This window comes from Brucella anthropi ATCC 49188 (genome assembly GCF_000017405.1).
Taxonomy (GTDB): domain Bacteria; phylum Pseudomonadota; class Alphaproteobacteria; order Rhizobiales; family Rhizobiaceae; genus Brucella; species Brucella anthropi.
Window position 1 is genome coordinate 531650 of sequence record NC_009667.1, and the last position, 18092, is coordinate 549741.

An 18092-nucleotide genomic window follows, 5' to 3' on the forward strand; every position below is an offset into this window, starting at 1 on the left:
AAAAGGAGCTGCCAATGGCGCGCGGGACTGAACCCGGAAAGCCATCCGGTGCGATCAAGAATGCGAAGAACGAACCCGGTTCCGGGGAGCTGGATCAGCGTTTGAACCGCCTGGAGGCCGAACTGGCCAAGAAGGGTGTGCTCAAGCAGCCGGCTTCCGAGGATGAGCGATCGGCGACTGCAAGCTCGGTCGCGCAGGCCATGAAGATTTCCAGCGAGTTTATCGCAGGGGTTCTGGTCGGTGCGCTGATTGGCTGGTTCATCGATCGTGTCGCTGGCACGTCGCCCTGGGGATTGATCGTATTTCTCCTTCTGGGCTTCGGTGCGGGCGTCCTCAACGTGCTTCGTTCCGCTGGATATGTTGCCGAACAGGCTAACATTAAATCTAGCGCGGAAAAGAACGACAAGAAATAGGACTTGACGGGCTTCACGGTAAAGTTCGTTCAAGTGTAAGTGAACAAGTGGGCCTTCTGGTCCGAGACTGAAACGCCTTCGGGCAGACCAAATCGCCTTCGGGCAGACCAAATCGCCTTCGGGCAGGCCAAATTGCCTTCGGGCAGGGAAGACAGACGAGGTTAAGGTGGCGAACGATCCGATCCATCAGTTTCAGGTTTCCCGGTGGATTCCCATCGATGTAGGCGGTGTGGACCTTTCGTTCACGAACGTTTCGGCCTTCATGGTCGCAACCGTCGTGGTCGCTTCGGGCTTCCTTTATCTGACGTCTTCGGGCCGCGGCCTGATCCCGACCCGTCTTCAGTCGGTGTCGGAAATGGCTTACGAATTTGTGGCCACCAGCCTGCGGGATTCAGCAGGGTCGAAGGGCATGAAGTTCTTCCCCTTCGTCTTCTCGCTCTTCATGTTCGTTCTGGTCGCAAATTTCCTCGGTCTCTTCCCGTATTTCTATACGGTTACGAGCCAGATCATCGTGACCTTCGCGCTTGCGGTTCTGGTCATCGGTACGGTCATTGTCTACGGTTTCTTTAAGCACGGTCTCGGCTTCCTCAAGCTGTTCGTGCCGAGCGGTGTTCCCGGCATCATCGTGCCGCTGGTTGTCGCCATCGAAATCATCTCGTTCCTGTCGCGTCCGATCAGCCTCTCGGTTCGTCTCTTTGCGAACATGCTTGCTGGCCATATCACGCTCAAGGTTTTTGCGGGCTTCGTCGTCTCGCTGGCCGCACTTGGGCCCATCGGCATCGGCGGCGCTGTCCTGCCGCTGATCATGACGGTGGCGATCACCGCACTCGAATTCCTCGTAGCCTTCCTGCAGGCCTACGTGTTTACCGTTCTCACCTGCATGTACATCAACGACGCAGTACATCCGGGACACTGAGTTCAAGCCGGCGGGCGACCGCCAGAACTGAAATCCGCGCTTATATTCAATCCAGAAGGAGCTTAACATGGAAGCGGAAGCAGCAAAGTACATCGGCGCCGGTCTCGCCTGTTTCGGTATGGCCGGTACGGCTCTCGGCCTCGGCAATATCTTTGGCCAATACCTCTCCGGCGCTCTGCGCAACCCGTCCGCTGCTGACAGCCAGTTCGGCCGTCTGGTGTTCGGTTTCGCCGTTACGGAAGCTCTGGGCATCTTCTCGCTGCTCATCGCGCTTCTGCTCCTCTTCGCCGTCTAATCAACGGTTGCAAGGAACTGGCTGGCCGCGATCTGTATCTTGAAATGCAGCGCGGCTGGCCTTTGCATATGACGTCTGAGTAAGGCATGATCCCTCTCCATCTGGATCAGATCGTGCTGGATTAAAGGGGAAATCTGGATGTTCGTGTCCACGGCGTTTGCCCAAACCGCCACCGAATCGCAACCGGCACCTGCTGCTGGCGAGCACGGCGCAGCCGATGCTGTGCACACCGAAACCGGGGTCGCCAACGATGCCGGACACGGCAGCGGCGTATTCCCGCCGTTTGATTCCACCCATTACGCATCGCAGATCCTTTGGCTCGCGATCACCTTCGGGCTTTTCTATCTGTTCATGTCGCGCGTGGTTCTGCCGCGCATCGGCGGCGTGATCGAAACCCGTCGCGACCGTATCGCTCAGGATCTCGAGCAGGCAGCCCGCCTCAAGCAGGATGCCGACAATGCTATTGCTGCTTACGAGCAGGAACTGACCCAGGCCCGCACCAAGGCTGCTTCGATCGCCGAAGCTGCTCGTGAAAAGGGCAAGGGCGAAGCCGACGCAGAACGCGCTACGGCCGAAGCAGCACTTGAACGCAAGCTCAAGGAAGCTGAAGAACGTATCGCCGCGATCAAGGCGAAGGCCATGAACGACGTCGGCAACATTGCCGAGGAAACCACGGCAGAGATCGTCGAACAGCTTCTGGGCACCAAGGCCGACAAGGCTTCGGTAACAGCAGCCGTCAAGGCTTCGAACGCCTGAGGAGAGGACAATGGACGCTACATTTTGGGCACTGATTGGCCTCATTATCTTTCTGGCAATCCTGGCTTACCTGAAGGTTCCGGGTATGGTCGGTCGTTCGCTCGATGAGCGCGCTGACCGCATCAAGAACGAACTGGAAGAAGCCCGCACGCTTCGTGAAGAGGCCCAGCAGCTGCTGGCCGAATATCATCGCAAGCGCAAGGAAGCCGAAAAGGAAGCAGGCGACATCGTTGCTTCCGCCGAGCGTGAAGCCAAGGCACTTCTCGAAGACGCCAAGCGCGCGACGGAAGAATATGTTGCGCGCCGCAACAAGCTTGCCGAACAGAAGATCGCAACGGCTGAAGTCGATGCCATCAACGCAGTTCGCGCTTCGGCGGTCGATTTGGCAGTTGCTGCAGCTGGCAAGATCGTTGCCGACAAGGTCGACACGAAGGTCGCAGGCAACCTGTTCAAGGATGCTCTGTCGCAGGTCAAGTCGAACCTGAACTAATCCCGGCTTATACAGTTTTCTAGAAAACGCCGCCTCGAAAGGGCGGCGTTTTTGTTTTCCGGGTTGAGAAATCGATTTCGATCCAGTCCGATCAGCGGCTGGCTGCCATGCCACTCAATTTATGAAACAACGGTCGATATTCCTCCAAAGCAAGGTCATCCAGTGCGCAGGCTTCCTCTGGCATGAATCACCGCAGTTCCGTATGTTCCTGGTCGCGAATGGCAGGGCGGCCGCCCCAGGCGGTGACGGTAAAGAGGTGGAATGACGCTGCCGGACTTGCGATCTCTATAGTGGTGAGGAACGAAAACGAGTGAAGCGTTAGTCCGAGCTCCTCTTGGATTTCCCGTTGGAGTGCGCGTTCAAAACTCTCTCCTGCTTCAACATGACCGCCCGGAAAGCTCCAACGGTTTGGATAGGCGCGGCGATCCGGACTGCGACGACCCAGAAGAACGCCCTGAGAGCCGACAAGAACTGCATTGACAATATCCGGCATGATGGTGCTTCGATGGTGCGAGGTGAGGTCAGTCCTTGAGGCCCGTGAGATGGGCGAGCGGCAGCTCTCCCTGTGACTTGACCGTCTGGATGGCGAAGTTGCTCCGAATGTCGATCACGCCGGGAAGTCGCAGCAGCGTGCCGGTTAGAAAGCGCTCATAGGCTGCGAGATCAGGCACCACCACCTGCAGCAGAAAGTCGGATTCTCCCGACACGAGATGGCATGAAAAGACCTCCGGCAGATTCTGCACGGAGGTGCGAAACGCCGTCGCGGTTTCCTCGTGATGGCGCTCTACCCGGATGCCCACGAAAACAGTCAATCCAAGCCCGACCGCGTTTCGATCCAGCGCTGCATGATAGCCTTGAATGACGCCTGCCTTTTCGAGCATCTTGACGCGCCGCAGGCACGGAGAGGGCGACAGACCAATTTTCTCCGCCAATTGCACATTGGAGAGCCGCGCATCGTCCTGGAGTGCGGTCAGTATTTTGCGGTCGATAGCGTCCAGTTTCAGTGTTGGCATAATCCGACAATCATAGTTGTTATGTTGGCAGAATGTACCACAAAGCCGTAACATTGCGCCACAAATCGCAAGGACATGCGCATCCATCTCCGCATAGTTTCGACCATGCAGCTGCTTCGCATAGCGGACCGGCCGGCACTCTCTTTTTTCGCATTAGCCTACGCAAAACTGCTTCGCGCTTTTGCTGGAAATGCTCTGGTGGACGATATCGATGAGCGAGATGTGGTTATATGCAGGTGCACTAGCTGCTGCATTTCTTATTCCGGGACCGGATATGCTTCTGCTCCTCCAGACTGGTGCGGCACAGGGCAGGACACATGCGCTTGCAGCGGCAGCAGGGCTTGCAATCGCGCGCGCTTGTCACGTCGCCCTTGCCGCACTTGGTCTGGCTGCACTTCTTCATGCTTTTCCTGTCGCGTTTCAGTTCGTCCGGATCATCGGTGCCTGCTATTTGGTCTGGATTGCCATCGGCATTCTGCGCCACCCCTTGCCGACAGTGGATGCAGCTGGCGGCGTGCGCGAACGCCGGTCCTATCTGGCTTCGGCTCGCAAGGGTCTCCTCACCAATCTGCTCAACCCGAAAGCGTTGCTTTTCTGTTCGGTCCTGCTGCCGCAGTTCGTTCATCCCGAAAATGGCAGCATTACGCTCCAGTTCGCGTTGCTGGGGACTGTGATGACGATCGTGGGATTGTCGTTCGACACAATCTACGCCTTCACAGGTTCGTCGCTCGGAAGCCTGTTCAAACGTTATCCTGCCATACAGTCAGTCCAACGCTGGGGCTTTGCAGCGCTGCTTTTCGGCTTCGCGGCCAAGCTTGCAACTGTTTAAACGCTGTAACGGCCTTTGATGGGCGCGAAAGTATAGCGGTGGATACCGGGAACGGGGCCAGTCGTTTCGATGGCGGCACGATGTTTCACAGTCGCGTAGCCCGCATGGATTTCCAGTCCGTAAGGTGGATGCGCCGCTCCGGCACGGATCATCATACGGTCGCGCGTTACCTTGGCGACGATAGACGCAGCGGCGATGGAGACGGAACGCTGATCGCCTTTGACCAGAGCCGAGCCAGGGCAGGGAAGTCCGGGCGGAACATCGCGTCCGTCAATCAGCGCATGGCATGGCTGCAAGGTCAGGCCGACAGAAGCGCGACGCATGGCTTCAAGCGCGGCTTTCCTGATATCGCTTGCATCGATGCTGCGCGCGCTGAGGCTTGCCACCGAAACGGTGATGGCTTTTTCCAGAATGGTTTCGTAGAGCGCTTCGCGCTTTACAGCCGTGAGACGCTTGGAATCGTCCAGACCGTTTGGAAGGTTGTCGATATCGAGCACCACGGCAGCAGCCACGACAGGACCGGCCAAAGGTCCACGTCCCGCTTCATCTATGCCGACGATGTGTTTCAGTCCGCGCGCAAGCAATCTTTTCTCTTCAGAAAAGTCAGGCGCGAGTGGGATATCAAAGAGAAGCGGAGAATCAGAAGCCGAGCGTTTCATTTGGCGGCGATGCTCGCATTGCTTCCGATTCTCCGCAAGGGCCCTGCTCGAGGATGGTGGCGTGAAAGCAGGTAGCCCCTCCGTCCGAAAAGAGATCAGACGGGAATTGAACTGACGACTGATAGGATATGCAGTTTGAAAAGCGGCACCAGCCCAAGGTGAAGTTCGCCTTTTGGAGCCCCTTTGTGTGCCTCGCCTAAAACAGTGAAAGCTGTTTGCCTCCCTTTTCGACCGGTTCGAACAGATCGGTGCGCAACTGAAGGCGGCGCGCATTGAAACCGAGCTTGCGTGCGGTGATCTCGAAACGACGTCCGATCTGCCATGCATAGGGACCTGTGCCGCGCATGCGCTTGCCCCATTCGGCATCGTAATCCTTGCCGTCGCGCATGGAGCGCACCAGCGACATGACATGACGATAGCGATCCGGGTAATTGCGCAACAGCCAGTCCTTGAACAAAGGGGCTACTTCGAGCGGCAGGCGCAGCAGAACATAACCCGCCTCGCGCGCGCCCTGCGCATAGGCTGCATCCAGAATGCGCTCGATCTCGTGATCGTTGATACCCGGAATGACCGGCCCCATCATGACGGACGCTGGAATACCCGCATCGGCAAGCTTACGGATGGCCTGAAGCCGCAGTGTCGGCGTCGAGGCGCGCGGCTCCATCGTGCGAGACAGATGAGCATCGAGCGTCGTGACTGACAAGGCGACCTTGGCCAGCCCCTTCTCGGCCATGCGGCTTAGAATATCGATGTCACGCACCACCAGGGCGGATTTCGTCACGATGCCGACCGGATGATTGGCAGCCTCCAGCACTTCGAGAATTTCGCGCATGATGCGCCATTTCTTCTCGACCGGCTGATAGGGATCTGTATTGGTGCCGATGGCGATGGTCCTCGGCTGATAATTGGGCTTGGCGAGCTCGCGCTCCAGAAGGCGCGCTGCATCCGGCTTCGCGAACAGGCGGGATTCGAAATCGAGACCGGCAGAAAGCCCCATGTAACTATGGGTCGGACGGGCAAAGCAATAGATGCAACCGTGCTCGCAACCGCGATAGGGATTGATCGAGCGGTCGAAATTGATGTCGGGTGAATCATTGCGGGTGATGATCGTGCGCGGCTTTTCGATCTGCACGTCGGTCTTGAACGGCGGCAGTTCCTCAAGCGTGGTCCAGCCGTCATCGAAATCATGCCGCGTCGTCGGCTCGAAGCGTCCGGTCGGGTTGATGCCCGCGCCGCGTCCGCGCCTGCGAGCATGGTCGATGCGCAGGCCTGCCTCACCGATCATCGCATTGGCGTGATCCGCGCGTCCACTACCGAAGGCAGCCATGTCGGCCTGCTTGATGATATCTGCCTGCTGGATCACTTCCATTTTCGTCTCCCTGAATGGAAACATCTGGCGTTGTGCAGCCACGACGAAAGCAAACCGGGAACAGGATACCCCTTCAGGGCTGATAACTGTTCTGTTGCGCGTGCCGTGCTGCCATGCGACTCTGTTCTGATGAATCTATTCCTATCGCAAGATTTAGAACAAAGCAAGAACATATGTGCAGCAGCTTTCCGTTCACGCGTTCTTGATATATGAAGCGCGCATGTTGTCCGTCGTCATCGAAACCCTGAATTCAGAAAGAGCGCTGGCCCACACGCTTTCGGCTTTGGTGCCGGCTGTTGTGGAGGGGTTGCTGCGCCGTGTTACGGTCATCGACCGGGGGTCATCGGACGAAACCGCTCTCGTCGCGCTCGGTGCCGGCTGTAGCTTTTATGCCGAAATGGATATTGAGGCGGCGCTCGCAGAAATCCGCACGCCGTGGGTACTGTTGCTGAAACCGGGCGCTATTCCGCAGGAAGGATGGGAGGAAGTCCTCCGCCGCCACATGGATAGTGATGGGGGTACCGCGCGCTTTTCACTGCCGGAAGATAGCGGCTTGGGCACGGTCCGTAAAATCTTCGGCCACAAGGCGACGCTCGATGCCGGGCTTCTGGTTCGGTTGGATCTTTTGAAGCCGCTGTTGCTCGACGGCGTGGCGTTTGATCTGCTTCCACAGCACTTGCGGCCGGTCCGTCTCAAACACCCCATTCTGCCGCCCGACGAAGACTGAACAAAACAAAAAGGCGAAGCTGGAAGCTTCGCCTTTTTCATCAGACATGCTGACCGGATTAGTTCTGACCGGATTAGTTCTGGCCGGATTAGTTCTGGTAAGAGGAAGGCGAAGCATCGCCAAAGCGATGAGCCGAACCGTCCTGATAGACCGGAGCCTTGATCGAGGCAGGAGCCGTGTAGTCGAGCTTCTGGCTCTGCGTTGCAACCGGCGTACGGTCGTTTTCATAGAGATCGGCAGGTTCGCCGACATGCGGGTTTTCAGCGAAAGCGGCACCGGCGCTAAGGGCAACGGCAACAGCAGCAAGAGCAAACTTTTTCATTTTCGTAATCCTTAAAATCGCCCCTTCGGATGGCATAGAAGCCTTTCCGGGGCTCCCGGGTGGCACCATGCCATCCATCGGGGAGATAACTGGGGAAGCTGAATGATTGGGAGGAATATCCAGCTTGGGAATTCATCGGGGCGTCATCCGCTGGGAGGCTTTTGACGACGCCCTGCGCCTAAGTTTTCGGAAAACTTAGTTCTGGTAGCTCGAAGGCGATGCGTCACCGAAGCGATGAGCCGAACCGTCCTGGAATGAGGACTGGCTGATCGAAGCGGGAGCGGTGTAGTCGACCTTCTGGGAAGCAACCGGGGTGCGGTCGTTTGCATAGAGATCGGCAGGTTCGCCAACGCGTGGGTTTTCAGCAAAGGCAGCACCGGCGCTAAGAGCGAGGGCAGCGGCAGCAAGAACAATCTTTTTCATTTTCCTATCTCCTTGGAAAGTCGAGCGGCGTTTTGTTCGTCGTTCCGATGCAGCTGAAATGGGTGACAGTGGGTAAAAGTTCCAGTCACGAAAATGTTTTCTTAATCACACATTCGTGCAGCCAATTTTATGGAATGTTGATAATTTATGAGAAATAACTAAATATAATCAATAAGTTATATTATATATCAGTATTCACGAAACTGTTGTAAAAGGCATTTTGTTCAAAAAGAGCGAACAGTCTGTCCCAATATATTGTCCAATGAGAGTGAACAATAGGGCGATTTTTCAGACTTTCGGTTGGGAGGCCGTTCAGAAACTACTTTTGGGAGGGAGCCGTTTGGGTTGCGACGACGAACCAGTCGGGTCGTTCGGCCAAGAGAAGTGCTGCTGCCCGCTCTGTGGCGGCCATATCTTCGTAGATCGCATAACAGGTTGCACCTGAGCCTGACATCTGTGCGTAAAGCGATCCGCTTGCGCGAAGCAGGTCAAGTTTGTCACCGATCTGGGGGGCAAGTTTTAGGGCCGGAGGCAGAAGATCGTTGCGGGTTGTCTGCAGATAGGCGCAAAGGGGGGCGATATCTGCATGGGAGCCAAGGTTCAGCGCTGGATGGTCGCGTTTGTCGAGTGCGCGAAAGACATCCGGCGTTGCAACAGCGGTTCCATCATTGACGAGGAGCATCGGCAGGGCTGGAAATCCGACAACCGGGCTCAGGTCTTCACCGATGCCGCGCGCGGCAAGCGGTGTGCCCTTGGATGCGCCATGCAGGCACATGGGCAGATCGGCGCCAAGGGTAAGCCCCATCGCGGCGAGTTGCTCTAAACCGAGATCGAGCCCCCACAATTCATCGAGCGCGAGCAGCGTTGCTGCGGCATCGCTCGATCCGCCGCCTATACCCGACGCAATCGGAAGGTTCTTTTCCAAATGAACGGCGACGGGCGGCAATGCCCTTTGCGTATGATCACGCAAGGCCTCGCGTGCCTTGAGAACCAGATTGCCACCATCGAGCGGTATGCCTTTTGCGAAAGGGCCGCTGACCGTGAAGCTATCCTTTTCAGCGTGCTCGATACGGATGATGTCGCCATAGCGCGCAAAGACCACCAGCATATCGAGCAGATGATAGCCATCGTCACGACGCCCTGTAACATGCAGTGCGAGATTGATCTTGGCCGGTGCCAGACGCGTCACCGCATGTGCGGACCCGGCATTCGCGGGCGTTTCGGTTGTCGGAAAAAGGGTCATTTCTGGCTACGGACCGGGAATAGCGCATTTCCAGCAAAAGTGTGAAACGGTTTTGCGTGAGGCAAATGCTATGAAACAAATAGTTGGAGCGGCTCCGACGATATTGTTAAAATTGGAACCGCTCTTGAGAAAACATGGCATCCGGCTGCGGCGAGCAACCGCACCACTTCGTTGGCAACCTCTCTTACAAGACAGGTCAGTCCTTCTTGACGTAATATTCGCCGGTTTTAGGGTCCTGCACCAACGTGCCTTGAGCCCGGTTCTGCGCTTCCTTTTCTGCCTGACGCACACGCTGGGACACGCGCGAGGCTTCACGCTTGAACGAGCGATAGCCGTACCAGGCGGCGGCGATGATCAGCAGCAGAAAGATGAGCTGGGGCATGGCCTCAAGTCCTTAAGGGTCGCATTTCGGATCGCCGGATCGCAACGCCGAAATGCCGAGTGTTCATGAAGGGGCGGGAAGCGGCCCACCCCGCTTTCTGACACCATATCATGGTGAAACGAGGGAATTCAAAGCTTTGGTTCGAAAATCGACGCTGATTTTCGACTTCGCTTTGTTTTTACAGGCCATAACGGCCCCAAAGTGCCTTTTCTTCGGCTACTGAAAGCAGCCCGTCGCCGAGATGCGCGGCAATGGAAGCCGGTTCAAGATTACCGAGTGCCATATCAATGCCGGGCATCTTGCGCCCCAGAAGGCCGCGTTTCTGTTCCACGAGCTTGAGCTTAACCTTGTCGCCGTAGGTTTTGCGCAGGAAGCTGCGCATATCGCCAAGCCCGTCAATCAGGCCAAGCTCATGCCCCTTGATGCCGGTCCAGAACAGCCCGGTAAACAGGTCCTTGTCTTCTGCAAGTTTCGTACCGCGCCGTTCCTTCACCATGTCGATGAAGGTCTCGTGGATTTCGAGCTGCAGTGATTTCAGCCGCTCGATGTCGGTCTTCTTCTCCGGCTGGAACGGGTCGAGCGTCACCTTGTTGGAGCCTGCCGTATAGACGCGGCGCTCCACACCGATCTTTTTCAGAAGTTCGGGGAAGCCGAACGAGGCCGACACCACGCCGATAGAACCCACGATGGATGACGGATCGGCGATGATTTCGTCACCAGCCAGCGCGATCATGTAGCCACCCGAGGCGGCAACATCTTCGACGAAGATAAAAACCTTCTTCTGGTGTTCGGCGGCAAGGTCGCGGATACGCCGGTAGATCAGTCGGGACTGAACCGGTGATCCGCCGGGCGAGTTGAGCGAAATGGCGACGGCGGGCGTCTCCTTGTCGGTGAACGCCTTTTCAAGGACTGCTGCGGTCGACGCCAGTGAAAGCATCGGACGGAATGCAGATCCACCGGACATGATGGCGCCATGCAGCCGCACGACAGGTATCTCGATGGAAACCGGGCGGAAGCGGCGTGGAACAAGGCGCGTCAATAAACCGGGCAAGGCAAACTCCTGCTAACTGAAATCATTCAGGCTCTCAGCCGGAATGTAGGAAGCCATTTGGGAAACACAAAGAAAACCGCCCGGAAATTTTGTTTTCCGGGCGGTGATGTCGTTTCTGTCAGGTGTTTTTCGGCTTTGTGACCAGCCGCAGCAGGATATAGCCGCAAATGGCCGACAGGCCCGAACCGGCCAGAACACCGATCTTCGTTTCCGCCTGCATGAGATCGGACGGGAAGGAGAGGAGGCCGATGAAGATGCTCATTGTAAAGCCGATCCCGCACAGGACCGCCACGCCGTAAAGCTGGATCCACGTGGCCCCGAGCGGCTTTTGTGCGAGACCTGTCTTGATCGCAAGCCAGGCGGCTCCGAAAACGCCGAGCTGTTTGCCGATGAAGAGGCCAAGCATAATGCCAAGCGTGAGTGTATCCCGCATCACCGAGGCATCGAGACCGGCAAACGATATGCCCGCATTGGCGAAGCCGAAAATCGGCACGATGATGAAGGCAACAGGCTTGGCCAGCGCGTGTTCCAGCACATGCAGCGGCGAGGTCATGTCGTCAGGCCTGCCGGGCGCGGCCTTCAGCGGAATCATAAGTGCTGTCACCACGCCTGCAACCGTTGCATGAACACCGGAATTCAACACGAAGAACCAGAGCGCTGCTCCGCCGATCAGGTAGGGCAGGAGCTTCATCACGCCCATCCGGTTCATGACGAACAGAACGATAGCGGCGGCGAAAGCTCCGCCAAGATATGGCATGGAGATTTCAGCCGTATAGAAAATGGCGATGATGACGACGGCTGCGAGATCGTCCAGGATAGCAAGTGTCGCCAGAAACACCTTGAGGCTGGAAGGAACCCGTGAACCCAGAAGCGACAGAACGCCGAGCGCGAAGGCGATGTCGGTGGCAGATGGCACAGCCCAGCCGCGTACCTTGGCAGGGTCGTGCCAGTTGAAAGCGGTGAAGATGATGGCTGGCAGGATGACGCCGCCCGCAGCGGCGATACCGGGCAGCATTCGGTTTGGCCAGCTTGCCAGTTGACCGTCGAGAAATTCGCGTTTGATCTCCAGCCCCACAAGCAGGAAGAACACCGCCATCAAGGCATCGTTGATCCAGTCCGTCAGACTCAGCGGACCGATATGAGTGTGCAGTATATCGAAATAGGCCTGCGAGAACGGAGAATTCGCCACGATCAGCGCAAGCGCTGCCGCCACCATGAGGCTTACACCCCCTGCAGATTCGCTATCCAGAAAGCGCCGCATGATGGATACGGGGCGGCTTTGGTTTGGGCTATGGTTCATTGGTTCCCGTTGCCTGTTCTTGTCGTTTTGCTGTTTGCGCTTTTTCGGAAAAGGGCGGCGGGGAGCCGCAGAACGAAAATTGCGGTTTTAGGAATATTGGCTCGAATATAGGGTTTCAACCAAAATCACCCGCTCGGACCGAAATCGGCAGGTCTGGACTATCGGAACTTCCGGAATGCTACCGTGTTATCCGATCCGGGAGGACACCACGATGGTGCTCACTGCTATTTTCGCCCAGCTCAATTGCTCCGACCTCGAACGCAGCACGGAATGGTTTGCCACGATCTTCGATCGCAATCCCGATGCGCGACCGATGCAGGGACTGGCTGAATGGCATCACGGGTTGAGTGCGGGCTTCCAGCTTTACCAGAACCCGGCGGAAGCAGGGCACGGCACACTGACACTCATCGTCCACGACGTACGAGCCGAACATGCGCGTCTTTCATTCGATGGGATTCGCCCCGGAAATGTCGAGATAGCTGACTATACGACGATTCTGAGATTGCACGACCCGGACCGCAATCTGGTCGTGCTGGCACAGCCGCGTTTCTAGATCAGAGCGTCGAGCCCGTTATTGATGCCGTTGGCGCGTGGGGTGAAGCCGTGGCCGTCGCTGCCGTGGAGAACAAGCGCCGGCATCAGCGAAAGACCGGCGCGGCTCCCGCGTGTGCCTGTCACGACAATACGGATCGCCGCCGCTTCGGGGCGGGGCTGAACGGGAATGATTCTCAGCCCGCCAAATCGTCCCGACAGTGCTTCGAGGATGGAAGAAATCGAACCGGGTCGGGCAATAATGGCAATGCCTCCGCCAGGCTTCACAATGGCCGCCGCAGTGCGCACCCATTGCTCGAACATACCTTCGGGCATGACATGCGCTTCCGCCTTCAGCGGATCGGGTGTGCTGCGATCGCGCGCTTCGTTGAAGGGCGGATTCATGATGACGAAGTCGAAACTGTTGTCGACAAGCCCTGCGGCGATGCGCGCCTTGCCTCTCAGGCCGACGTCGGCTTCGATCACACTGATACGGCCTGCAAGAGCGGCGTTCAGCGGATGCGCAACACTTCTGCGGGCAAAGCCCGCCATGAAAGCGGAACGTTCGACGAGGGTGATATTGGCGTCAGGGCAGCGCGACGCAACAGCAAGCCCTGCAGCGCCCGCACCGCTGCCAAGATCGGCAACGCGCCCGGCAAAGCCGTTTGGAACGGAGCTTGCCAGAATCATCGCATCCACACCGGAACGATGGCCTTTCAATGCGGGCTGGATGAGGTGAAACGCCCCACGATGAAACACATCGAGCGTTTCTCCAGCCTCATCTTCAGTTTCAAAACTTGCTTCCGAAGTCATCGATCGCGCAGTTCGTGTTCAATCTCGGCATCGATCAGAATCTGCCTTGCTTCTTCAAGCTGCTCTTCGCTGACCAGAAGGCGGCGCGGCAATACGCCCAAAGAGCCTTCGATGATGCTCATATTCGTGTCGGCAATGAAATAGGCGATCCCGGCCTCTTTCATCAAGGCCTCGGCAAAGGACAGCAGAACGGAATCATTCGTACGGATAAGTTCGATCATTTGAACAGTTTGTAGCGAATGCACCGCATTGACAACAGCTTCCTTCAATGGTGAACAGGCGCTGGAATAGTATCGCTTTGAGGGCGCTTTGGGGGCAGTTGCGTCTTGAGCAATCCGGTCCGTTTCAATAATGTGGCCGGGCAGCTAGGAGAAATGGCATTGGGTGTGGTTCTAAATCTGGACGGTAAAAAGAAACAGGAAGGATCGGTTCAACCGCTTGTCGATCTGACAAAGGCCGATATGGCGCGGGTGAACGAGATGATCCTTTCCCGGGCCGGGTCCGATGTTGAAATGATACCGGAAGTCGCCAATCATCTGATTTCCTCAGGCGGCAAGCGCCTGCGTCCCATGATGACGCTCGCGGCAGCTCGCATGTTCGGCTACGAAGGCGACGGTCATGTGCGTCTCGCGACTGCTGTGGAATTCATGCACACTGCGACGCTTCTGCACGACGATGTGGTTGATGAAAGCGATCTGCGGCGCGGAAAAAGCACGGCGCGCATGATCTGGGGCAACCAGGCCAGCGTTCTCGTTGGCGATTTCCTTCTGGGGCAGGCCTTCAAGATGATGGTTGATGTCGGTTCGCTCGACGCGCTCGACGTTCTGGCGACCTCGGCTTCGGTGATCGCCGAAGGCGAAGTAATGCAGCTTGCCGCTGCCAAGAACATGGAAACCACCGAAGACGAATATCTGGCGGTCATCAAGGCCAAGACTGCGGCGCTGTTCTCGGCTGCCGGTGAAGTCGGCCCGATCATCGCCGGCGCACAGCGTTCGGATCGTGCGGCGCTGCGCGATTATGGCCTCAATCTCGGTCTTGCCTTTCAGCTGGTCGATGACGCGCTCGATTATGGCGGCTCGGCAGCCGATCTCGGCAAGAATACCGGTGACGATTTCCGCGAAGGCAAGATCACGCTCCCGGTGATTCTGAGCTATCGCCGCGGCACCGACGATGAGCGCGCTTTCTGGAAACACGCAATCGAAGACGGTGCGAGCGATGACGCCTCGCTTGAAAAGGCCATCGGCCTGATGACGAAGCACGGCGCGATTGCCGACACGGTGCAGCGCGCGCGGCATTTCGGCGAAATTGCCCGAGATGCTCTGGCACCTCTGAAAGCGACGCCTCAAAAGGACGCGCTGATCGAAGTCATTGATTTCTGCATCAGCCGCGTGAACTGACAGGCAACAGCTGCAAGCTACCGCCAGCATTTCTTGCGGGTGAAGAATACTCAGGAAAAGCGTCCCATCACGGATGCTTTTCTTGCCCCGCCATCCCAAAAAGGCCATGCTTGGGGTGCCTTTTCCGGCAAAGAGACAGCGTGCCCCGGCTTTTGAGCCACTTGAGGGTTTGCTTGCCGGTATCTGTCACAGGGATTTGAGAAGAGGATAGGGCTTTATGCGGCAAGGATCGAAATACCGCCCGCTTTATGGTTTGCTGCTCTCGCTTCTGGCGGGAATCGCGATCCCGACAAGCGGCGCTTTGGCCAAGGCGACAAATGATCCTGCACCGCCTCCTGTCCGCGCCGGTTCGTTTGCCGGGGCCTATCTTGCCGGACGTACCGCCGAATCCGACAATAATCTCGCGACCGCCGTCGATTTCTATCGTCAGGCTATGGCCTTCGATCCGGGCAATGCGCAGATCAAGCAGGATCTGCTACTGGTTTTGCTGACGGAGGGCCGTTTCAAGGATGCGCTGCCTCTGGCGGAAGAACTGAAGAACGTCCCGGACATCGAGCGTTTTTCGCGCGTGGCGCTGGCCATCGACGCCATTGACCGCAAGCAATATCGCAAGGTCGGGCAGCTTCTGATGCTGTCGCTGCAATCCGATATGGATCGCCTTGCGACCGGCTTCATGAGCGCGTGGGTGAAGGTCGGGCAGGGCAACCCCAAACAGGCGCTCGCCGATATCCAGAAAATGCAGGGACCGGAATGGTATGGTCTGTTCCGCACCTATAATTCCGCACTGATAGCCGATCTCGCCGGCCAGAAGCAGGAAGCGCGTGATTTCTACCAGCAGGCCATCGACGATCGGCCCGGCGGGAGCGCTGCCCCTGACACTTACGAACGCATCGTGATGGCCTATGCCTCCTTCAAGCTTCGTCAGGGTGACAAGGAAGGTGCTATCAAGACGTTGAATGATGCAGCCGAGCTTTTGAACGGTCGCATGACGATCACCGAAATGCGTGAAAAGATCGAGGCTGGCGAGAAATATGGCCGCCTGATCAAAACCGCTCAGGAAGGGACTGCCGAAGCGCTCTATACTCTTGGCACTGCGATCAACCGCAGCGGCGCGGAAGCCTTTGCAAAGCTTTATCTGCAGATGTCGTTGCCGCTGCGTCCGGACAATGACGCAACGCTTTATCAGCTGGGCGATATTTCCGCCAAGTTGCGCCAGCCGGAAAAGGCCATCGACTACTATGGTCGCGTGCCGGAGAAGTCGCCTTATCGTCGTGATGCGGAAATGCAGCGTGCACTCAATCTGGCGGAAAACGACCAGTCTGCCGACGCCGTCAAGCAGCTGAGAGTTCTGCTCGACCGTGACAAGACCGACATGCGCACTTATCTGGCGCTCGGTGGTGTCTATGCACAGGACAAGAATTTCGCCGATGCGGCGAAGATTTATGATGCTGCGGTGGAACAGATCAAGACGCCGGAACGCAAGGACTGGCCGGTCTTCTACCAGCGCGGCATCGCCTATGAACGCCTGAAGCAATGGGACAAGGCGGAGCCCAATTTCCGCAAGGCGCTGGAGCTTTATCCCGATCAGCCACAGGTGCTGAACTATCTTGGTTATTCCTGGGTCGACCGGGGTGAAAATCTCGATGAAGCGCTGGGCATGATCAAGAAGGCGGTCGAGCTGCGTCCGCAGGACGGCTATATCGTCGACTCGCTGGGCTGGGCCTATTACATGCTGGGCCGGTATGACGAGGCGGTGGTCGAACTGGAAAAGGCGGTCAAGCTTCGTCCGGAAGACCCGACGATCAACGACCATATGGGCGATGCCTACTGGCGTGTCGGGCGTCTTCTGGAAGCGACATTCCAGTGGAACCATGCCATTGCAGGCAAGCCCGAGCCGGAAGATCTGGTGAAGATCGAGGCGAAGCTGAAGAAGGGTTTGCCGGATATCCCGGGGCAATCTTCTGCCGATGCTGCAAAGCCCGACGAGAAAAAGCCTGTCGAGCAGAAGCCGGAAGCTCCTGAACAATCGCCTGCGCCTGCCGCACCGTCCGACAAGGCTCCAGAAAAACCGGCTACTGACTAAGAGCTTCAGGCTGCCGGTTTCAAGATGGTGTGACACCGAAACTGGCAGCCTGTGCTTGACCCTGCGTTACGGACAAATTAGACCGGGCCATCATTTCAATTACAAGGCCCGACCCCGTGTCCAGTACGTTGCCAGCACATATGCATCCCACCCGTTCCTTTCAGGGTCTGATCCTGACGCTCCATAACTATTGGGCGGAGCACGGTTGCGCTATCTTGCAGCCCTATGACATGGAAGTGGGTGCGGGTACGTTCCACCCGGCAACGACGCTGCGTTCGCTGGGGCCGAAGCCGTGGAAGGCTGCCTATGTGCAGCCATCGCGTCGTCCGAAGGATGGCCGTTACGGTGAAAACCCGAACCGTCTCCAGCACTATTACCAGTATCAGGTGATCATCAAGCCATCGCCACCGAACCTTCAGGATCTCTATCTCGGTTCGCTGCGCGCCATCGGTCTCGATCCGACGCTGCATGACGTGCGCTTCGTGGAAGATGACTGGGAAAGCCCGACGCTCGGCGCATGGGGTCTCGGCTGGGAATGCTGGTGCGACGGCATGGAAGTGTCGCAGTTCACCTATTTCCAGCAGGTCTGCGGCATCGAATGCTCGCCGGTTTCCGGTGAGCTGACCTATGGTCTCGAACGCCTCGCCATGTATGTGCAGGGTGTGGACAATGTTTACGACCTCAACTTCAACGGTCTCGAAGGTGATGAAAAGGTCACCTATGGCGAGGTGTTCCTGCAGGCTGAGCAGGAGTATTCTCGCTACAACTTTGAAATGGCCAATACCGAGGCTTTGCGTCAGCATTTCATCGATGCCGAGCGCGAGTGCGAGGCCATTCTGAAGGCTGGTGCGCCTGGTCCGAACGCCAATCATCAAATGCATAAGAGTGTCTTCCCGGCCTATGACCAGTGCATCAAGGCATCCCACGTGTTCAATCTGATGGATGCGCGCGGCGTGATCTCGGTTACCGAGCGTCAGAGCTATATTCTGCGCGTGCGCAATCTTGCGCGTCAGTGCGGCGAGGCATTCCTTTTGACGGATGCCGGTGGTTTCAATTTCAAGCGTGAGGGCGAGTAAAGAA

Annotated in this window: 23 protein-coding genes; 11 read left to right on the top strand and 12 right to left on the bottom strand. The window is 57.3% G+C overall.

The annotated features are described in order from the left end of the window. Positions 1-14 precede the first annotated feature (14 nt). The 5 genes from OANT_RS02610 (at position 15) to OANT_RS02630 (ending at position 2870) form a co-directional block, all read left to right on the top strand. Positions 15-413, top strand: coding sequence for an AtpZ/AtpI family protein (locus OANT_RS02610; RefSeq protein WP_010658320.1), 399 nt, complete (start codon positions 15-17; stop codon positions 411-413). A gap of 166 nt (positions 414-579) precedes the next feature. Continuing rightward, a complete protein-coding gene (locus OANT_RS02615) occupies positions 580-1329 on the top strand; it encodes a F0F1 ATP synthase subunit A (protein WP_010658321.1) in 750 nt (249 codons plus the stop codon). 67 nt (positions 1330-1396) lie between these two features. Then, positions 1397-1624: a F0F1 ATP synthase subunit C gene (locus OANT_RS02620; RefSeq protein WP_002963544.1), complete on the top strand. Its 228-nt coding sequence runs from the start codon at positions 1397-1399 to the stop codon at positions 1622-1624. Positions 1625-1762: 138 nt separating this feature from the next. Then, the gene (locus OANT_RS02625) at positions 1763-2380 is read left to right on the top strand and encodes a F0F1 ATP synthase subunit B (protein WP_012090783.1); all 618 of its coding nucleotides are present in this window, start codon (positions 1763-1765) and stop codon (positions 2378-2380) included. 10 nt (positions 2381-2390) lie between these two features. Next, positions 2391-2870, top strand: coding sequence for a F0F1 ATP synthase subunit B (locus OANT_RS02630; RefSeq protein WP_010658323.1), 480 nt, complete (start codon positions 2391-2393; stop codon positions 2868-2870). Between the two features lie 187 nt (positions 2871-3057). Here OANT_RS02630 and OANT_RS25255 read toward each other — a convergent pair whose 3' ends face one another. Beyond that, a complete protein-coding gene (locus OANT_RS25255) occupies positions 3058-3363 on the bottom strand; it encodes an NUDIX domain-containing protein (protein ID WP_012090784.1) in 306 nt (101 codons plus the stop codon). A 28-nt stretch (positions 3364-3391) separates the two neighbouring features. Next, positions 3392-3883, bottom strand: coding sequence for an Lrp/AsnC family transcriptional regulator (locus OANT_RS02635; protein WP_029925618.1), 492 nt, complete (start codon positions 3881-3883; stop codon positions 3392-3394). Positions 3884-4094: 211 nt separating this feature from the next. On the opposite strand from OANT_RS02635, the gene OANT_RS02640 reads away from it, so the two are divergent. Next, the gene (locus OANT_RS02640; RefSeq protein ID WP_012090786.1) at positions 4095-4712 is read left to right on the top strand and encodes a LysE family translocator; all 618 of its coding nucleotides are present in this window, start codon (positions 4095-4097) and stop codon (positions 4710-4712) included. On the opposite strand, the gene rnhB is transcribed toward OANT_RS02640, so the two are convergent. After that, entirely contained in the window at positions 4709-5371 is a 663-nt protein-coding gene (rnhB, locus tag OANT_RS02645; protein ID WP_012090787.1) for a ribonuclease HII, read from the bottom strand. The genes OANT_RS02640 and rnhB overlap by 4 nt on opposite strands. Before the next feature lie 196 nt (positions 5372-5567). Next, entirely contained in the window at positions 5568-6740 is a 1173-nt protein-coding gene (locus OANT_RS02650) for a PA0069 family radical SAM protein (RefSeq protein WP_010658328.1), read from the bottom strand. A 220-nt stretch (positions 6741-6960) separates the two neighbouring features. Between OANT_RS02650 and OANT_RS02655 the strand changes: the two genes are divergently transcribed. Beyond that, positions 6961-7467: a glycosyl transferase gene (locus OANT_RS02655; protein WP_012090788.1), complete on the top strand. Its 507-nt coding sequence runs from the start codon at positions 6961-6963 to the stop codon at positions 7465-7467. Between the two features lie 88 nt (positions 7468-7555). Here the strand turns inward: OANT_RS02655 and OANT_RS02660 are convergent, their stop codons facing one another. The 6 genes from OANT_RS02660 to nhaA all read right to left on the bottom strand — a co-directional run bounded on the left by OANT_RS02660 (position 7556) and on the right by nhaA (position 12188). Beyond that, entirely contained in the window at positions 7556-7789 is a 234-nt protein-coding gene (locus tag OANT_RS02660) for a hypothetical protein (RefSeq protein WP_012090789.1), read from the bottom strand. A 195-nt stretch (positions 7790-7984) separates the two neighbouring features. Next, entirely contained in the window at positions 7985-8212 is a 228-nt protein-coding gene (locus tag OANT_RS02665) for a hypothetical protein (protein WP_012090790.1), read from the bottom strand. A gap of 319 nt (positions 8213-8531) precedes the next feature. Then, positions 8532-9455, bottom strand: coding sequence for a 4-(cytidine 5'-diphospho)-2-C-methyl-D-erythritol kinase (locus tag OANT_RS02670; protein WP_040129823.1), 924 nt, complete (start codon positions 9453-9455; stop codon positions 8532-8534). Between the two features lie 196 nt (positions 9456-9651). Next, positions 9652-9837: a membrane protein gene (locus OANT_RS02675; RefSeq protein WP_010658334.1), complete on the bottom strand. Its 186-nt coding sequence runs from the start codon at positions 9835-9837 to the stop codon at positions 9652-9654. Positions 9838-10015: 178 nt separating this feature from the next. Then, positions 10016-10888 (bottom strand): S49 family peptidase, encoded by an 873-nt coding sequence (locus tag OANT_RS02680; RefSeq protein WP_012090792.1) that lies wholly within the window; start codon positions 10886-10888, stop codon positions 10016-10018. A gap of 118 nt (positions 10889-11006) precedes the next feature. Then, entirely contained in the window at positions 11007-12188 is a 1182-nt protein-coding gene (gene nhaA, locus OANT_RS02685; protein ID WP_012090793.1) for a Na+/H+ antiporter NhaA, read from the bottom strand. Positions 12189-12399: 211 nt separating this feature from the next. Here nhaA and OANT_RS02690 point away from each other — a divergent pair, with 211 nt between their 5' ends. After that, positions 12400-12741 carry a VOC family protein gene (locus OANT_RS02690; protein WP_012090794.1) on the top strand — a complete coding sequence of 114 codons (342 nt, stop codon included), beginning with the start codon at positions 12400-12402 and terminating at the stop codon, positions 12739-12741. Here the strand turns inward: OANT_RS02690 and OANT_RS02695 are convergent. Then, positions 12738-13532, bottom strand: a complete 795-nt coding sequence (locus OANT_RS02695) for a tRNA1(Val) (adenine(37)-N6)-methyltransferase (protein ID WP_012090795.1) — start codon at positions 13530-13532, stop codon at positions 12738-12740. The two genes, OANT_RS02690 and OANT_RS02695, sit on opposite strands and share 4 nt — an antisense overlap. Further along, a complete protein-coding gene (locus OANT_RS02700; protein ID WP_010658339.1) occupies positions 13529-13753 on the bottom strand; it encodes a putative signal transducing protein in 225 nt (74 codons plus the stop codon). The genes OANT_RS02695 and OANT_RS02700 overlap by 4 nt, the downstream gene beginning before the upstream one ends. Positions 13754-13912: 159 nt before the next feature. On the opposite strand from OANT_RS02700, the gene OANT_RS02705 reads away from it, so the two are divergent. From OANT_RS02705 to OANT_RS02715, 3 genes are all read left to right on the top strand, one after another. Beyond that, the gene (locus OANT_RS02705) at positions 13913-14929 is read left to right on the top strand and encodes a polyprenyl synthetase family protein (protein ID WP_010658340.1); all 1017 of its coding nucleotides are present in this window, start codon (positions 13913-13915) and stop codon (positions 14927-14929) included. Between the two features lie 217 nt (positions 14930-15146). Beyond that, on the top strand, positions 15147-17012 hold the full coding sequence (locus OANT_RS02710; RefSeq protein ID WP_012090797.1) for a tetratricopeptide repeat protein: 1866 nt from the start codon (positions 15147-15149) through the stop codon (positions 17010-17012). Between the two features lie 140 nt (positions 17013-17152). After that, the gene (locus OANT_RS02715) at positions 17153-18088 is read left to right on the top strand and encodes a glycine--tRNA ligase subunit alpha (RefSeq protein ID WP_012090798.1); all 936 of its coding nucleotides are present in this window, start codon (positions 17153-17155) and stop codon (positions 18086-18088) included. Positions 18089-18092 lie beyond the last annotated feature (4 nt).

Coding starts and splice junctions, on each gene's coding strand:
- OANT_RS02675 (WP_010658334.1), bottom strand. CDS start 9,837: ATGCCCCAGCTCATCTTTCTGCTGCTGATCATCGCCGCCGCCTGGTAC.
- OANT_RS02715 (WP_012090798.1), top strand. CDS start 17,153: ATGCATCCCACCCGTTCCTTTCAGGGTCTGATCCTGACGCTCCATAAC.
- OANT_RS02650 (WP_010658328.1), bottom strand. CDS start 6,740: ATGGAAGTGATCCAGCAGGCAGATATCATCAAGCAGGCCGACATGGCT.
- OANT_RS02665 (WP_012090790.1), bottom strand. CDS start 8,212: ATGAAAAAGATTGTTCTTGCTGCCGCTGCCCTCGCTCTTAGCGCCGGT.
- OANT_RS02700 (WP_010658339.1), bottom strand. CDS start 13,753: ATGATCGAACTTATCCGTACGAATGATTCCGTTCTGCTGTCCTTTGCC.
- OANT_RS02625 (WP_012090783.1), top strand. CDS start 1,763: ATGTTCGTGTCCACGGCGTTTGCCCAAACCGCCACCGAATCGCAACCG.
- OANT_RS02620 (WP_002963544.1), top strand. CDS start 1,397: ATGGAAGCGGAAGCAGCAAAGTACATCGGCGCCGGTCTCGCCTGTTTC.
- OANT_RS02610 (WP_010658320.1), top strand. CDS start 15: ATGGCGCGCGGGACTGAACCCGGAAAGCCATCCGGTGCGATCAAGAAT.
- nhaA (WP_012090793.1), bottom strand. CDS start 12,188: ATGAACCATAGCCCAAACCAAAGCCGCCCCGTATCCATCATGCGGCGC.
- OANT_RS02690 (WP_012090794.1), top strand. CDS start 12,400: ATGGTGCTCACTGCTATTTTCGCCCAGCTCAATTGCTCCGACCTCGAA.
- OANT_RS02670 (WP_040129823.1), bottom strand. CDS start 9,455: ATGACCCTTTTTCCGACAACCGAAACGCCCGCGAATGCCGGGTCCGCA.
- OANT_RS02710 (WP_012090797.1), top strand. CDS start 15,147: ATGCGGCAAGGATCGAAATACCGCCCGCTTTATGGTTTGCTGCTCTCG.
- OANT_RS02630 (WP_010658323.1), top strand. CDS start 2,391: ATGGACGCTACATTTTGGGCACTGATTGGCCTCATTATCTTTCTGGCA.
- OANT_RS02635 (WP_029925618.1), bottom strand. CDS start 3,883: ATGCCAACACTGAAACTGGACGCTATCGACCGCAAAATACTGACCGCA.
- OANT_RS25255 (WP_012090784.1), bottom strand. CDS start 3,363: ATGCCGGATATTGTCAATGCAGTTCTTGTCGGCTCTCAGGGCGTTCTT.
- OANT_RS02655 (WP_012090788.1), top strand. CDS start 6,961: ATGTTGTCCGTCGTCATCGAAACCCTGAATTCAGAAAGAGCGCTGGCC.
- OANT_RS02695 (WP_012090795.1), bottom strand. CDS start 13,532: ATGACTTCGGAAGCAAGTTTTGAAACTGAAGATGAGGCTGGAGAAACG.
- rnhB (WP_012090787.1), bottom strand. CDS start 5,371: ATGAAACGCTCGGCTTCTGATTCTCCGCTTCTCTTTGATATCCCACTC.
- OANT_RS02660 (WP_012090789.1), bottom strand. CDS start 7,789: ATGAAAAAGTTTGCTCTTGCTGCTGTTGCCGTTGCCCTTAGCGCCGGT.
- OANT_RS02640 (WP_012090786.1), top strand. CDS start 4,095: ATGAGCGAGATGTGGTTATATGCAGGTGCACTAGCTGCTGCATTTCTT.